The 14,761-nt window shown below is 66.3% G+C and carries 11 protein-coding genes; 5 read left to right on the forward strand and 6 right to left on the reverse strand.

Annotated features, from left to right (window positions below):
* Nucleotides 1-52 precede the first annotated feature (52 nt).
* The 5 genes from nirD to H8S47_RS01000 all read right to left on the reverse strand — a co-directional run bounded on the left by nirD (nt 53) and on the right by H8S47_RS01000 (nt 6,435).
* Complete coding sequence (nirD, locus tag H8S47_RS00980) at nt 53-391, reverse strand: nitrite reductase small subunit NirD (RefSeq protein WP_187502054.1); 339 nt, start codon at nt 389-391, stop codon at nt 53-55.
* Complete coding sequence (nirB, locus tag H8S47_RS00985) at nt 388-2,874, reverse strand: nitrite reductase large subunit NirB (RefSeq protein ID WP_187502055.1); 2,487 nt, start codon at nt 2,872-2,874, stop codon at nt 388-390. Before nirB ends, nirD begins: the two co-directional genes overlap by 4 nt.
* A 37-nt stretch (nt 2,875-2,911) precedes the next feature.
* Nucleotides 2,912-4,294, reverse strand: coding sequence for an MFS transporter (locus H8S47_RS00990; protein WP_187502056.1), 1,383 nt, complete (start codon nt 4,292-4,294; stop codon nt 2,912-2,914).
* Between the two features lie 348 nt (nt 4,295-4,642).
* The gene (locus H8S47_RS00995) at nt 4,643-5,857 is read right to left on the reverse strand and encodes a CmpA/NrtA family ABC transporter substrate-binding protein (RefSeq protein ID WP_187502057.1); all 1,215 of its coding nucleotides are present in this window, start codon (nt 5,855-5,857) and stop codon (nt 4,643-4,645) included.
* Nucleotides 5,857-6,435, reverse strand: coding sequence for an ANTAR domain-containing response regulator (locus H8S47_RS01000; RefSeq protein ID WP_187502058.1), 579 nt, complete (start codon nt 6,433-6,435; stop codon nt 5,857-5,859). The genes H8S47_RS00995 and H8S47_RS01000 overlap by 1 nt, the downstream gene beginning before the upstream one ends.
* 256 nt (nt 6,436-6,691) lie before the next feature.
* Here H8S47_RS01000 and H8S47_RS01005 point away from each other — a divergent pair, with 256 nt between their 5' ends.
* The 5 genes from H8S47_RS01005 to H8S47_RS01025 all read left to right on the forward strand — a co-directional run bounded on the left by H8S47_RS01005 (nt 6,692) and on the right by H8S47_RS01025 (nt 14,190).
* Nucleotides 6,692-7,213, forward strand: a complete 522-nt coding sequence (locus tag H8S47_RS01005) for a 2Fe-2S iron-sulfur cluster-binding protein (RefSeq protein WP_187502059.1) — start codon at nt 6,692-6,694, stop codon at nt 7,211-7,213.
* Nucleotides 7,210-8,196 (forward strand): FAD binding domain-containing protein, encoded by a 987-nt coding sequence (locus H8S47_RS01010; RefSeq protein WP_187502060.1) that lies wholly within the window; start codon nt 7,210-7,212, stop codon nt 8,194-8,196. Before H8S47_RS01005 ends, H8S47_RS01010 begins: the two co-directional genes overlap by 4 nt.
* Nucleotides 8,193-10,529, forward strand: a complete 2,337-nt coding sequence (locus tag H8S47_RS01015) for a xanthine dehydrogenase family protein molybdopterin-binding subunit (protein ID WP_187502061.1) — start codon at nt 8,193-8,195, stop codon at nt 10,527-10,529. Before H8S47_RS01010 ends, H8S47_RS01015 begins: the two co-directional genes overlap by 4 nt.
* Nucleotides 10,530-10,644: 115 nt before the next feature.
* The gene (locus tag H8S47_RS01020) at nt 10,645-11,718 is read left to right on the forward strand and encodes a nucleoside hydrolase (RefSeq protein WP_187502062.1); all 1,074 of its coding nucleotides are present in this window, start codon (nt 10,645-10,647) and stop codon (nt 11,716-11,718) included.
* Nucleotides 11,719-11,907: 189 nt separating this feature from the next.
* Nucleotides 11,908-14,190 carry a TonB-dependent receptor gene (locus tag H8S47_RS01025; protein ID WP_187502063.1) on the forward strand — a complete coding sequence of 761 codons (2,283 nt, stop codon included), beginning with the start codon at nt 11,908-11,910 and terminating at the stop codon, nt 14,188-14,190.
* A 45-nt stretch (nt 14,191-14,235) separates the two neighbouring features.
* Here H8S47_RS01025 and H8S47_RS01030 read toward each other — a convergent pair whose 3' ends face one another.
* The gene (locus tag H8S47_RS01030) at nt 14,236-14,691 is read right to left on the reverse strand and encodes a DUF3617 domain-containing protein (protein ID WP_187502064.1); all 456 of its coding nucleotides are present in this window, start codon (nt 14,689-14,691) and stop codon (nt 14,236-14,238) included.
* Nucleotides 14,692-14,761 lie beyond the last annotated feature (70 nt).

A 14,761-nucleotide genomic window follows, 5' to 3' on the forward strand; every position in this document is an offset into this window, starting at 1 on the left:
CAACCCCTCACCCCGACCCTCTCCCCAAAGGGGAGAGGGAGCAGTGGCACGATCACGCCGCCGCTTTCATGGTCGAGGTGCGGCAGAGCAAAACCCGCCCACCGCTCACCTTCACCGGAATAACCGGCGTACACCCCTTGTCGTCGCCCAGCGCCTCGCCCGTATCCAGCGCGATCCGCCAGTTGTGCAGCGGGCACGCGACCGCGCCGCCATGCACGATCCCCTGCGACAGTCGCCCACCCTTGTGCGGGCACCGATCGGCGAGCGCGAAGACCTTGCCGTCGCCGGTGCGGAACACCGCGATGTCGTCGCCGCCGGTGACCTGCACGGTGCGGCTGCCGCGGACCGGGATCTCGTCGATCCAGCCGATATCGAGCCATTCGCCGATCATGCCATTTCCCTCGTTGCGTCCAGGGGAGTAAACCGCGCCATCGGCGCATGCTGCTCACGATGCTCGCCCGCCGCGCGCGCCGCCCACGGATCGTCCTGCGTGAACTGCTGCGAGAACAGGAACCGTGCCGCCAGCGCATCGCGGCCCTCCGGATCGTCGGCGATCCGTTCGCGAATGTATTCCACGCCGATCCGCTCGATCCACGGCGCGGTTCGTTCCAGATAGCGCGCTTCCTCGCGGTACAACTGGATGAACGCGGCGCAGTACTGCATCGCCTCCTCCTCGGTCGCGACCTTGCACAGGAAGTCGGTGGCGCGGACCTTGATCCCGCCATTGCCACCGACCGACAGCTCGTAGCCGCTGTCGACGCAGACCATGCCGAAATCCTTGATCGTCGCCTCGGCGCAGTTGCGCGGGCAGCCGCTGACCGCGATCTTGAACTTGTGCGGCATCCAACTGCCCCAGGTCATCCGCTCGACCTTGACGCCGAGCCCGGTCGAATCCTGCGTTCCGAACCGGCACCAGTCCGAGCCGACGCAGGTCTTCACGGTCCGCAGCGACTTGCCGTACGCATGCCCGCTGACCATCCCCGCGGCGTTCAGATCCGCCCAGACCGCTGGCAGATCCTCCTTCTTGATCCCGAAGATGTCGAGCCGCTGGCCGCCCGTCACCTTGACCATCGGCGCATCGTATTTCTCGACGACATCGGCGATCGCGCGCAGCTCGCGCGGGTTGGTGAGCCCGCCCCACATCCGCGGCACGACCGAATAGGTGCCGTCCTTCTGGATGTTGGCGTGCACGCGCTCGTTGACGTAGCGGCTCTGCTGGTCGTCCTTGTAGTCGCCCGGCAGCGCGCAGAGCAGATAGTAATTGAGCGCAGGCCGGCACGACGAACACCCGTCCGGCGTCGACCAGCTCATCTTCTGCATGACTTCGGGGATCGAGCGCATACCTTGCGCGACGATCTCGCGGCGGACGTCGTCGTGGCCGAAGCTGGTGCATTTGCACATCGTCTTGACCGAACGTTCGCCCGAATACTCGTCGCCCAGCGTGACCGCGAGCAGCGTCTCGACCAGCCCGGTGCACGATCCGCACGACGCCGACGCCTTGCAGGTCGCGCGGACCGCATCGAGCGTCGCGTTCCCGGCGCCGATGCACGCCACGACCTTGCCCTTGGTGACGCCGTTGCAGCCGCAGATCTCTGCATCGTCGGAGAGCGCCGCAACGGCCGCCTTAGGGTCCGCTTGCGCCCCTCCAGAGGCGAAGGACTGGCCGAAGATCAGCATGTCGCGGATCGGAGCGATGTCTTCCGCCCGCTTGAGCAGGTCGAAATACCAGCCGCCATCGGTCGTGTCGCCGTACAGCACCGCGCCGACGATCCGGTCGTCCTTGACCACGACGCGCTTGTAGATGCCGCGCGAGGCATCGCGCAGGACGATGTCCTCCGCGCCTGCACCGCCCGAGAAATCGCCTGCCGAGAACACGTCGAGCCCGGCGACCTTCAATTTGGTCGAGGTCACCGATCCGCGGTAGCCGCTGTGACTGTCGGTCAGCCCGTCGGCGAGCGCGCGACACATGTCCCACAGCGGCGCGACGAGGCCGTAGACGTTGCCGTCATGCTCGACGCATTCGCCTACCGCGAGGATCGATGGGTCGCTGGTGACCATGTGGTCGTCGACCTTGATCCCGCGGCCGATTTCGAGCCCGGCGTCGCGCGCGAGGGCGACGGAGGGGCGGATGCCGACTGCCATGACGACGAGGCTGGCGGGGATCAGCGTGCCGTCTTTCAGCAGCACGCCCTCGACGCGGGTATCGCCGACGATCTCGGCGGTGTTGGCTTCGGTGAGGATGACCTGACCGCGCGATTCCAGCGCCGACTTGAGCAACCACCCCGCCGCCTCGTCGAGCTGCCGCTCCATCAGCGTCGGCATCAGGTGGATCACCGTGACCTTCATGCCGCGTAACGTGAGGCCGTGTGCGGCCTCCAGCCCGAGCAGCCCGCCGCCGATGACGACCGCGGCGCCACCCTTTCCAGCAGCGGCGAGCATATGGTCGACGTCTGCCATGTCGCGGAACGAGATGACGCCGGGCAGATCCTTGCCGGGGACGGGGATGATGAACGGATCGGAGCCGGTCGCGATCAGCAGCCGGTCGTACGACACCGTCAGCCCAGAGCGCGCGGTGACGGTCTTCGCCGTCCGGTCGATCGCCTGGACCGGATCGCTGGTCACCAGTTCGATCGTGTTGGTGGCATACCAGGCGTGGTCGTTGATGACGATCTGCTCGAACGTCTTCTCGCCCGCCAGCACCGGCGACAGCATGATGCGGTTGTAGTTCACGTGCGGCTCGGCACCGAAGATCGTCACGCGGTACCGGGTCGGATCGCGCGCGATCAGTTCCTCGACCGCGCGGCAGCCGGCCATGCCGTTGCCGATCACGACCAAGTGTTCGCGGGTGTCGGGGGAGGGGGTTTGGTGGTCCATCAGATCGTCCAGTCGGGTTGGAGCCGGGGAAGGGAGGTCATGCGGGGAGCGCGCGGTTGACCGAGCGGTCGCTGGTGCGGCGTGCGTCGAGCGCCGCGTCGAGCAGCGCGCGCTCGTCCGATTTGTGCGTGGCCGAGAAGCGGACGGCGAGCGCGCAGACCGCGGTGCCTGCGACGACGTAGCCGAGCACGATGAGGCATTGCTGCGGGGTGGCCGACGCCTTGTTGAGGAACCCCGCCGCGACCGCGCCGATGTTGCCGCCCGCGCCGATCAGCCCGGCGACACCGCCCAGCGCCTTGCGGTCGATGAACGGCACCAGCGCATAGGTCGCGCCGCACGCCATGTGCGTGAACAGCCCGAACATCGTCATCGCCAGGATCGCGAGCGTGACGCTGCCGGCATGACCGAACAGCACCAGCCCGACGCCTTCGCCGAGCATCAGCGCGAACAACAGCAGCGCGCGGCCATCGAGGCCCTTCACGAGCGCGATCCGGTCGCTCGCGATCCCGCCGAGCGCACGGGCGAACAGCGCGAGACCGCCGAATATCCCGGCGGCGAGGCCCGCATTGGTCAGCGAAAGGCCGAATCGGTCGACGTAATAGCTGGCGGCGATGTTATGGATGAAAATCTCGACGCCGAAGCACGCGCCATAGGTCGCAGCGAGCATCCAGGTGCGGTAATTGGCGGCGGCGCGGCGGAAGATCGCCATGCCGGTCGCCTTGCCGCCGTCGAGGTCGATGCCCGCCGCGCGGAGGTCGACGATGTCGCCCTGCGGCGTATCCTGCGTGTAGCGCGCATAGACGAACGCCATCGCGACCATAGCCACGCCGGGTACGAACATCGCCGCGCGCCAGCCGAAGGCGTGCTCGACGCCTAGGCCGACCAGCGCCGCGACTACCAGCGGCATCAGGCTCTGCGCCGCGCCGCCGCCGGCATTGCCCCAGCCGCCGACGGTCGCGTTCGCGGTGCCGACGACGTTGGGCGCGAACATCACGCTCGTATGATATTGCGTGATGACGAACGATGCGCCGATCGCGCCGATCGCGAGGCGGAAGAACAGGAACGTCTCGTAGGTCTGCGCGAACGCCAGCCCGAACACCGGGATCGCACCGATCAGCAGCAGCCACGTATAGGTGCGCCGCGGACCGAACCGGTCGCAGAGCGGCCCGACCACCAGCCGCACCAGGATCGTCACCGCGACCGCGGCGATGTTGATATTGGCGATCTGATCCTTGCTGAGGCCGAACTCGGCCTTGATCAGCGGCATCAACGGCGCGGCGGCGAACCACGCGAAGAAGCACACGAAGAACGCGAGCCACGTGACATGGAACGCGCGCATCTGCGGCGTGGCGGCGCTGAACAGGTCGATCCTGGTGGCTTTCGGCGCGGCGGTGTCGATACCCGGTGATGCGAACAACATGGTCGGTCCCCCATCTGCGATGGACAAAGAAAAAGCCGCCCCGACGGCGACCTTGCGGACGCATCGGAGCGGCTTCGTTGCCTATGGACGATCGGTCGATCGTCCTACGCGGTCGGGTCCCGTCGTTGGAACCGGTCTCGCGATGATTTCGTGTCCGACTCCCTTGCCGGACGCTGCGAAGATGACCGAAGTGGCCGTATCGCGCAAGCGTCATTTCGCGGGTGCAGCAGATTTGGGAGGGGCGGCATCGCCACTACCCAAACGCAGATTGTTTCCCCGCGAAGGCGGGGACCCAGACTGGGCTCCCGCCTTCGCGGGAGAACAAGGAGGAGCGGACTGCGGTCGCCTTTATGGCAATCCAGCCAGATACCCCTCGATATCATCCGGATCGAACGCCCGCCGATCGAAGAACGCATCGCGCCCGAGGATCAGCCGCCCCTGCGTCGATCCCGCGCCGATGCTGTCCGCGCCGATCGCCCCCTCCAGCTTCGAACTCGCATTGGGCAGCGGCGCGCCCGAGCCCGCCAGCGCCGCACGATACACGTCAGGACGAAAAACCCCTTGCGCGACGTCCGCCTCCTCGGCCGAGAACGGCGTACCGTCCCAGCGCACCATCTGCGAATACAACCACGCCGCCTGACTGCGCCACGGGAAGTTTGCCGCCTCGCGGTACTGGAACATGAAGTCGGGCACGTGGATCGGCACCGCGTCCTTTACCAGCCGCACCCGGTCGCCGATCGCCCTGGACACCGCATCGACCGGGGCATCGAGATACTCTCGGCGAGACAGGATCGCCGCATTCTCCTCGAGCGTGTCCGGATCGACGAACTGCGCGGCGGCAGCGTGCAGTGCACGGATCAGCCGGTGGACGACGTCGCCACGCTCGGCCAGCGTCGCGGCGCGCATTGCCAGTACCTTCTCGACGCCACGCCGCCAGACCTGTGCGGTGACCAAAGCGATCCGCCCGACCCCGCGATCGACCGCGACTCCGTTCCAGGGTTCGCCGACGCAGATGCCGTCGACCTCGCCCGCGGCCAGCGCATCGGCCGCAAAGGTCGGGCTGGTCGTGACGATCTCGACATCGGTGTCGGGACGAATACCGACTGCCGCCAGCCAGTAGCGCAGCATGTAGTTATGGCTCGAATAGCGATGCACCACGCCGAACCGCAGCCGCCGGCCCGCTGCGACGCGCGCGATCGCCACCGTCTTCAATCGCGCGCCGAGCAAGACGGGATCGCCTAGCGCATCCCCGTCGAGCACCTCCGCGGCGAGCGGCAGCGACAGCGTGATCGCATTGCCGTTCAGCCCCAGCACGAACGGTACCGCCATCGGCACCGCCGGTCGTCCGCGCCCCAGCGCGGTCGCGATCGCCAGCGGCGCGACCATGTGCGCGGCATCGGTATGCCCGTACAGCAGCCGATCGCGCACCGTCGCCCACGTCATGTCGCGGACCAGTTCGATCTCCAGTCCCTCGGCCTCGGCGAACCCGCGTTCGCGCGCGAGGATCGGCAGCGCCGCATCGACGAGCGGGAGGAAACCGATGCGGACCCGGTCGAGCGCCATCACAAATCTCCCATGAGCGCATCGCTGGTGATGATCGCGTCGGCGATCTCGGCGATCCTGCGGTTGGATCGCATCGCCTGCGCGCGGAGCAGGCCGTACGCGGTCGGCTCGTCGATCCCGCGGCGTTTCATCAGGATCGCCTTGGCACGGTCGACGGTGGTGCGATCGGCGAGTGCGCTGCGAGCCTCGTGCAACTCCGCCTGTAATCGTGCGAACGCCTGGAACCGGCGGATCGCGAGGTCTATGACCGGCTTGATCCGCTGCTTGGCCAGCCCGTCGACGATATACGCCGACACGCCTGCATCGACCGCCGCGGCGGTGGACTCCGCATCGCTCTGATCGACGAACATCGCGATCGGCCGCGCCAGCGCGCGCGATACCGCGAAGAATTCCTCGAGCATGTCGCGGCTCGGGTTTTCGAGGTTGATCAGCACCACGTCCGGCGCGGCCTTCTCCAGCGCGGCGACCATCCCCAGCGTGCCGTCGATCACCACGATATCGTCGAGCCCCGCCTCGCGCAGGCCGTCCGAGATGATCGCCGCCCGCGTCGTGCTCGTGTCGATGATCGCGATCCGCATGCCGTCATCCTATGCGGCGCCGCACCAAATGGCGAGCGGCGGATGGGCGGGTCCAAATGCCACCATCACACGGTGGCCGGCACCGAGCTCGCGACGAATCTGACGGCGATGGCGCCTGTCCGATCGGCCACGATGTCGAGCGCTGCAAAAAGTCGAGTAGTTCTGGCGCATGTCGCGGCTACCGACTATACCGCTCGGTACTGAAGTGTTTTCCTAGCGGTCGAAACGTTACCGCAGGGTCCGCAGGAGAGTGGCGATGTCGATACTCATCAACGGGTTAGCAGTAGCGCCGCCTGACGACCCTCGTGTCTCGCTGCTCGATCTGCTGCGCGAGGGTCTGCATCTCTCCGGCACCAAGAAGGGCTGCAATCAGGGTGCGTGCGGCGCGTGCACCGTCCTCGTCGATGGCGAGCGGATCGTGTCCTGTCTCGCGCTCGCTGTTCAGTATGACGGGCGCGAGGTCACGACGATCGAGGGGCTGGCCGACGGCGATGCCCTGCATCCGTTGCAGCAGGCATTCATCGATCATGATGGGTTCCAGTGCGGCTACTGCACGCCGGGGCAGATCTGTTCGGCGATCGGCATGGCGGCGGAGGCCAAGCGCGGTGTGCCGAGCCATGTCAGCGCGGATCTCGCCGCCCACGTGACGCTGACCCGCGAGGAACTGCAGGAGCGGATGAGCGGCAATCTGTGCCGCTGCGGCGCGCATAACGGGATTATCGACGCGATCCGCGAAACCCTGACGTCCGAGCGCGGCCCGATGGAGATGGTGGTATGACCCCGTTTACGTATGCGCGGGCGGAAGACGCCGCCGATGCCTTGCGGCTAGGGCAGGCAAACGCGACGGCCTATCTCGGCGGCGGCACCAATCTGGTCGACCTGATCCGCGAGACGGTCGCGCGTCCGACCGGGCTGGTCGACGTGACCGGACTGTCCGGCGGTATCGAGGAAACCGATGGCGGCGGCCTGATGATCGGCGCAGCAGTCCGCAACACGGCGCTTGCCGAGCATATCAAGGTTCGGAGGCGCTACCCGGTGCTGTCGCGCGCGATCCTGGCGGGCGCGTCGGCGCAGATCCGCAACATGGCGACCGTCGGCGGCAATCTGCTCCAGCGGACGCGGTGCACCTATTTCTACGACACCGACGGTTCGCGGTGCAACAAGCGCATGCCGGGGTCTGGTTGCGACGCGATCGAAGGGTTCACGCGGGGGCACGCCATTCTCGGTGCATCCACGGACTGCGTGGCGACGCACCCGTCGGACATGTGCGTGGCGCTCGCCGCACTCGACGCGATCGTTCACCTGCACGGGCGGGGCGGCGCGCGAACATTACCGTTCGTAGAACTGCACCGGTTGCCGGGCGATCGGCCGGAGTTCGATACCGTACTGGAACCGGGTGAACTGATCACTGCGATCGAACTGCCGCCGATGAGTTTGGCGGCCAACTCGACCTATCGCAAGGTGCGCGACCGGGCGAGCTATGCCTTCGCGCTGGTGTCGATCGCGGCGGCGCTGGAGATCGAGGGCGGACGCATCACGGACGTGCGGATCGCGCTGGGTGGGGTCGCGCACAAGCCGTGGCGGGCGTCGAAGGCGGAGGCCGCGTTACGGGGCGGACCCGCGACCGAAGAGGCGTTCCATGCCGCCGCTGTCGCCGAGATGGCGGACGCGGTGCCGCTCCGCGACAACGGCTTCAAGATCGAACTGACCAAGCGCGCTCTCGTCGCCGTCCTTGGCGACCTTGCCGGAGCAGCAGCATGAGCATTGTCGATACGGTCAAGGAAACCGCGCAGGGTCTGGTGCAGGGCGCGATGAGCAAGCTGGTTCCAATGGCACCCGACAGCTGGATTCCGGGCGGCTTGCCCGATCCGCTGATCCGTCAGCAGCACGGACTGATCGGCACGTCGGTGTCGCGGCTCGATGGTCCGCTAAAGGTGCGCGGTGCGGCGCCGTTCGCGGCGGAGTTTTCGCTGGAAGGCATGGTCTATACCGCGCTCGCTTATGCGACGATCCCGCGCGGGCGGATCGCGGCGATCGACGTCGCGGCGGCCGAGGCGGCGCCGGGCGTCGTGCTGGTGATGACGCATCGCAACGCGCCGCGGATGAACAAGCCGGCGGTGTTCGGATCGTCGCCGACCGCCGCGGGCCCGGCGGACTTGCCGGTGATGCAGGACGACCGTGTTCACTGGAACGGCCAGCCGATCGCGCTGGTGCTCGCCGAGACGCAGGAGCAGGCCGATCACGCGGCATCGCTGATCGTCCCGACCTATACTACCGAACCGTCGACCACGTCGTTCGAGGCAGCAAAGGCGGCGGGCCCGCAGCCGGGGCTGTTCATGGGGCAGCCGTTGCTGAACGAGATCGGCGACGCGGACGCCATGCTGGCGGCGGCACCGCACAAGGTCGATCACGTCTATCGCACGCCGCCTCACAACCACAACGCGATCGAGCCGCATGCCGCGACGATCGCGTGGGTCGGCGACGACCTGATCGTCCACGACGCGAGCCAGCTCGTCACCGCTGCCGCACAGACGATTGCCGACGTGTTCGACCTGAAGGCGGGGCAGGTACGTCTTACCTCCCCGTTCGTGGGTGGAGGGTTCGGTGGCAAATGCCTGTGGGATCATCAGATTCTCGGCGCCGCCGCGGCCAAGCTGGCCGGGCGACCGGTTCGGATCACGCTGTCGCGTGAAGGCGTCTACCGCATCGTCGGTGGCCGGACGCTGACCGAACAGCGCGTCGCGATCGGGGCGGACGCCGATGGCCGCTTCAAGGCATTGATCCACACCGGGGTCGCCGCGATGACCCCGCACAACAACATGCCCGAGCCGTTCATCCTCGGCACGCGTGGCGGCTATGCAGCGGACAGCTTCAAGCTGTCGGTCGAGACCGTGACGATGAACATGCTCGCCAACACGTTCATGCGCGCGCCGGGCGAGTCCGTCGGCACCTTCGCGCTGGAATCCGCGATCGACGAACTGGCGATCGAACTCGACATCGACCCGATCGCGCTCCGCATCCGCAACGAGCCCGACAAGGATCCCACCTCGGGCCTTCCGTTCTCGTCGCGGCATATCGTCGAGGCGTGGCGCACCGGAGCGGAGCGGTTCGGCTGGAGCGAGCGGAGTGCTCAGCCGGGTACGCGTCGGGAAGGCGAGTGGCTGATCGGCATGGGCTGCGCGACGGGGACCTATCCCTATTACCGGATGCCGGGGGCAGCCGCGCGGATCACGCTGCGCCGGGACGGACATGCGTTGGTCGAGGTTGCCGCGCAGGAAATGGGGATGGGCACCGCGACGACCACCGCGATGGTGGCAGCCGATCGGTTGGGGCTGCCGCTAGACTATGTCTCGGTCGGCTATGGCGATTCGATCATTCCCGGCGCGATCCTGGCCGGTGGATCGCAACAGACCGCAGCGATCGGCGCAGCCGTGATCGCCGCGCATCATGCGCTGGTCGCCGAACTGCTGAAGCTGGCGGGCAATGACTCGCCGCTCGCAGGTCTGTCGCCAGATGAGGTCGGAAGCGAGGACGGCGGGCTGACCAAGCTCGACGATCCCTCGCGGCGCGAGAGCTATGTCTCGATCCTGGAGCGGGCGCAGCGCGACAGCGTCGTCGTGACCGAGGAGGCATCGCAACCGCTCGAATTGATGCACTGGTCGATGCATTCGCATAGTGCGCTGTTCTGCGAAGTGCGCGTCAACGCGGTTACCGGCGAAACGCGCGTCAGCCGTTTTCTGGGTGCGTTCGATTGCGGGCGGATCCTCAACCCGAAGACCGCGCGCAGCCAGTTCCGCGGCGGGATCATCATGGGGCTCGGCATGGCGTTGATGGAGGAGACGCAGTTCGACGAGCGCAACGGCCGTATCATGAACCCGAGTTTGGCGGAGTATCATATGCCCGTGCATCTCGACGTGCCCGAGATCGACGTGATCTGGACCGATATCGCCGACCCCCATACCCCGATGGGCGCGCACGGCGTGGGCGAGATCGGCATCACCGGAGTCGCGGCGGCGGTGGCGAATGCGATCTACAACGCCACGGGAAAACGCGTACGGGACTTGCCGATCACTTTGGACAAGGTGCTGATCTGACAGAACAGCGTCGCCGGTCGGTCCTTCCTGCGTCTGTCTACGGTTTGCTGGCTTGGCGGGGGAAAGTTGCGCGATGGCATTGCGGTACGTTTGGACGGTGTGCCTTGTCGGCCTGATGATCCTCGGAACGCCGGGAGCGACTGCCGCAAAGAATGCGCCAGCCAAACGCCTCGTCATAATTGATGACGACGTCGTTGGACTGAACGGTGCGCCCGTGCTGCTGCTCCAGGCGCCCGATGTCGAGGTGCTCGGGATCACGACGACTAGCGGCTCGGTATGGCGCGACACCGCCACGGCGTACGCATTGCGGACGGTCGAAATCCTCGGGCGTACCGACGTGCCGGTTGTGCCGGGCGCGACCTATCCGCTGCACAACACCCAGGAGTTGACCAAGCGGTGGGAGGGGCTGTACGGACGGCTCGAGTTCAAGGGGCCGTGGACCGAGCCCGTGTCCGGCGGTTCGCTCGGTACGCCGTCGCCTTCGGTCGTGCCCAGCCTGCCGATCGGCGATCCCGTCACCGGGCCTTCCCGCGAGATCGCCGCCGCGTTCCTCGTCCGAATGGTCCGCGCATACCCGCACCAGATCACGCTGTTCGCTACGGGTCCGATGACCAACATCGCGATCGCGCAGAGCCTCGATCCGAGTTTTGCCGCGAATGTGAAGGAACTGGTCTACATGGGCGGTAGTCTCAATCCGCAACAGACGCTCGACACGCCGGCGGCCGCGGCGTTCGCGCGTGAGTTCGTCAATACGCCGCGGCGTGAATTCAATATCCGTTGGGACCCCGAAGCGGCGCGGATCATGGCGCACGGGGCGTGGCCGAAGGTGACGATGGTGCCGGTCGATCCGTCGACCGGGACCCAGTGGACGCGCAGCTTTCTCGACAGCTTGAAGCCCGCTCGTACCACGCTCACAGAAACGCTCCAGACCGGGCTCGAACCGGGTTTTCCGATGTGGGACGAGATTGCGGCGATGGTCTGGCTGGAGCCGTCCATCGTCACGCGAGCGGAAACGCTCTACGTCGATTTCGACACGAACCAGACCGCTGGCTACGGCGATACGCTGTCATGGCATGACGCGTACCGCCCGCATCTGGGAGAACGCGCGCAGAGTGTCGTGCTTCGTGTCGACCGCGCGAAGCTGGAGGCAGGCATGCGTGCGCTCTACATGCGGCCTTTACCGCGCTGAACCTCGCCGCGCCGATGTTGCCGACTGGTACTGAGCCGACTGGGGCAAAGATGTCGCGGTGGTCGGCAAAAGTGCATCGGGCCTGATCCGCCCTATTGCCGCACGTTACAGTGGTGTTACCGATCGGTGACGGGTCCGGGGCACACGGATCGACGCAGGAGGATGCTCGAAACCCAAGGGGGACCATCCATGATTCGCTTGCCCGTTCGTACGTCTGCCATCGCCCGCCTGCTGGCCGCCAGCGCGCCGTTACTCGCTTTCGCCGTACCTGCCGCCGCACAGGACCAGGCCCCGACAGGCCAGGCCGTCGGTGCTCCGGACAGCGATCAGGGTCTTGGCGAGATCGTCGTGACAGCGACCCGCCGGCAGGAATCTTCGAAGGACGTCCCGCTCGCGGTCACCGCGATCAGCGGCGAGAAGCTCGACGTGCTCAACTCGAGCGGCCTGGATATCCGGTTCCTCGCCGGTCGCACGCCGAGCCTACAGGTGGAGTCGTCGTTCGGCCGTACCTTCCCGCGCTTCTACATCCGCGGGCTCGGCAACACCGATTTCGATCCCAACGCAGCGCAGCCCGTCTCGGTCGTCTATGACGACGTCGCGCTCGAAAATCCGATGCTGAAGTCTTTCCCGGTATTCGATCTGCAGAGCGTCGAGGTTCTTCGTGGTCCGCAGGGCACGCTGTTCGGGCGCAACACGCCGGCGGGGGTCGTGAAGATCAATTCCGCCAAGCCCAATCCCGACAAGGTGTCAGGCTACGCGACCGGATCCTGGGCGACCTACAACACCATCAACGGCGAGGCGGCGATCAATCTGCCGATCGGCAACGGCTTCGCGTTCCGCGCGTCTGGCTTGATCCAGTCGCGCGACGATTGGGTCACCAACGACTCCGCCACGGGTAACGCCGACCGCAAGCTCGAAGGCTATCGCGACGTCGCCGGCCGCTTCCAGCTCGGCTATACCAGCAGCGATTTCAACGCGTTGCTGAACGTCCACGTCCGCGACCTAACCGGGTCACCGCGCATCTTCCGCGCCGGGTTGTTCAAGCCGGGCACCAACGACTTCAACACCGGCTTCGACCCGAAGCATGCTGCGCTCGACGGCTATACCAGCCAGAGCCTGACGCAGTGGGGCACGAACCTGCGCCTCGACTATCATCTCGACGGCATCGGCACCTTCTACTCGGTCACAGGCTATGAACAGGCCAAGGTCGAGAGCACCGGCGATGTCGACGGCGGCAACAACTACACGTTCCTTGGCGGCACGATCGGCGCGATCGGCGTCGGACTGTTCCCGTCGAACACCGGCGGCCTCACCAAGCCGAAGGAGTTCAGCCAGGAACTGCGCTACGCGAGCGAGGACATGAACGGCATCCGCCTTCAGGGCGGGCTGTATTATTTCCATCAGACGTTGCGGTACAATCAGTACGACTATGCGTTCGGCGGCACCGGTTCGCGCGCGACCGACCTGACGCAAGATATCTTCCACGACAATCGCAACGAGAATTACGGCGCGTTCGCGTCGATCGAGGCGAAGCTGACCGAGTTGCTGACGTTGCGCGCCGGCGTCCGCTATTCGCACGACTACCGCAACGACCTCGTCACCGCGCCGATCCCCGGCACCGGGATCAGCGACACGCTGCCGGCCCGCGCGGTGGTTCGCGGTTCGAACGTCACCTGGGACGCCAGCGCAACCTACGAACTGACGCCGGCAATCAACGTCTATTCGCGGCTCGCGACCGGCTATCAGGGCCCGGCGATCCAGGATCGCGTGACTTTCGGCAGCGTCCAGAGCACAGCGCCCAAGCAGACCACCTTCTCGGGCGAAAGCGGGTTCAAGGGCACGCTGCTCGATCGGAAAGTGAACTTCTCGCTCGACGCTTATTGGTACAGCACCAAGGACCTGCAGATCACCGCGGTCGGCGGCAGCAGCAATTCGGCACGGCTGATCAGCGCGAACAAGGCGATCGGCTACGGCGTCGAGGGCGAATTCGAGGCGCGGCCATTGCCAGATCTCACGCTGACCGCGAGCGGCAGCTACAACTTCACCGAAATCCGCGATCGGAACATCGGCGTCGGGGTATGCGCGACCTGCACGGTACTCGATCCGATCGTCAACGGGTTCGCGGTGATCGACGGCAACGATCTTCCCCAGGCGCCGCGCTGGATCGCCAACTGGACGGCGCGCTACGGGATCCCGCTCGGTAACGGCGGGGAAGTCTATGCCTATACCGACTGGGTCTATCGCAGCCGCATCAACTTCTTCCTGTACGAGGCCGTCGAATTCACCGGCAAGTCGTCCCTCGAAGGCGGCCTGAAGGTCGGCTACAAGTCGCCGCAGGGGTATGAAGTCGGCGCCTTCGTCCGCAACATCACCAACCAGTATCGCAGCATCAGCGCGATCGACTTCAACAACCTGACCGGCATGATCAACGAACCGCGGATCATCGGCGGTCAGTTCAAGGTCGCATTCTGACCGGTCGCGGCGCCGTTCGTCGAGGCGGGCGGCGCCTCGAGGCGGTTACTTGCGGCAGGCGCCTGCGACGTGCGACGCGGACTGATCGATCGTGATCGCTAGCGGGCCCTTGGGGGCTTGTCCGGCCATTTTCAGTCGTCCGGTGAATCCGTTGGCGGTGTAGGTGCCGGCGCGCGTGATCTGCATCGGACCGCCCTTTTTCTGCGGGCAGGTCAGCGTCTGCGCGTAACGACCGCCGGCGATCTGCACGTGGTCGACCCGGCATTGCGCCTTCGGGTCGGGGACCAGCAGCGCCGCGACGCCGGTCTCGGCCGATACCGGCGTCACGCACTTGTGCTCGGTCTTGGAGCGACCCTTCATCATCTTCAACAGGAAGCCCGGTGCGCCGGGTATGACCAGATCGACCGCGGTGGAGACGATATCCCAACGGCCTGGAGCGATGCTCTGGGCCGGGGCTGCGGCCGGTGTGACGAGAAGAATAAGACCGAGATATTTGCGCATGTCGCCACAGTGACGCAGGTGCGGGCGGGGCGCAACCGGGTTCGCTGGTGCTTGCAGCCACGGAGGAAAG

The sequence above is a fragment of the Sphingomonas albertensis genome, assembly GCF_014358075.1.
In the GTDB taxonomy this organism is placed as follows: domain Bacteria; phylum Pseudomonadota; class Alphaproteobacteria; order Sphingomonadales; family Sphingomonadaceae; genus Sphingomonas; species Sphingomonas albertensis.

What these genes read in the sequence shown, in the direction of transcription:
- nirD (WP_187502054.1), bottom strand. Translation starts at nt 391, where the DNA reads ATGATCGGCGAATGGCTCGATATCGGCTGGATCGACGAGATCCCGGTC.
- nirB (WP_187502055.1), bottom strand. Translation starts at nt 2,874, where the DNA reads ATGGACCACCAAACCCCCTCCCCCGACACCCGCGAACACTTGGTCGTG.
- H8S47_RS00990 (WP_187502056.1), bottom strand. Translation starts at nt 4,294, where the DNA reads ATGTTGTTCGCATCACCGGGTATCGACACCGCCGCGCCGAAAGCCACC.
- H8S47_RS00995 (WP_187502057.1), bottom strand. Translation starts at nt 5,857, where the DNA reads ATGGCGCTCGACCGGGTCCGCATCGGTTTCCTCCCGCTCGTCGATGCG.
- H8S47_RS01000 (WP_187502058.1), bottom strand. Translation starts at nt 6,435, where the DNA reads ATGCGGATCGCGATCATCGACACGAGCACGACGCGGGCGGCGATCATC.
- H8S47_RS01005 (WP_187502059.1), top strand. Translation starts at nt 6,692, where the DNA reads ATGTCGATACTCATCAACGGGTTAGCAGTAGCGCCGCCTGACGACCCT.
- H8S47_RS01010 (WP_187502060.1), top strand. Translation starts at nt 7,210, where the DNA reads ATGACCCCGTTTACGTATGCGCGGGCGGAAGACGCCGCCGATGCCTTG.
- H8S47_RS01015 (WP_187502061.1), top strand. Translation starts at nt 8,193, where the DNA reads ATGAGCATTGTCGATACGGTCAAGGAAACCGCGCAGGGTCTGGTGCAG.
- H8S47_RS01020 (WP_187502062.1), top strand. Translation starts at nt 10,645, where the DNA reads ATGATCCTCGGAACGCCGGGAGCGACTGCCGCAAAGAATGCGCCAGCC.
- H8S47_RS01025 (WP_187502063.1), top strand. Translation starts at nt 11,908, where the DNA reads ATGATTCGCTTGCCCGTTCGTACGTCTGCCATCGCCCGCCTGCTGGCC.
- H8S47_RS01030 (WP_187502064.1), bottom strand. Translation starts at nt 14,691, where the DNA reads ATGCGCAAATATCTCGGTCTTATTCTTCTCGTCACACCGGCCGCAGCC.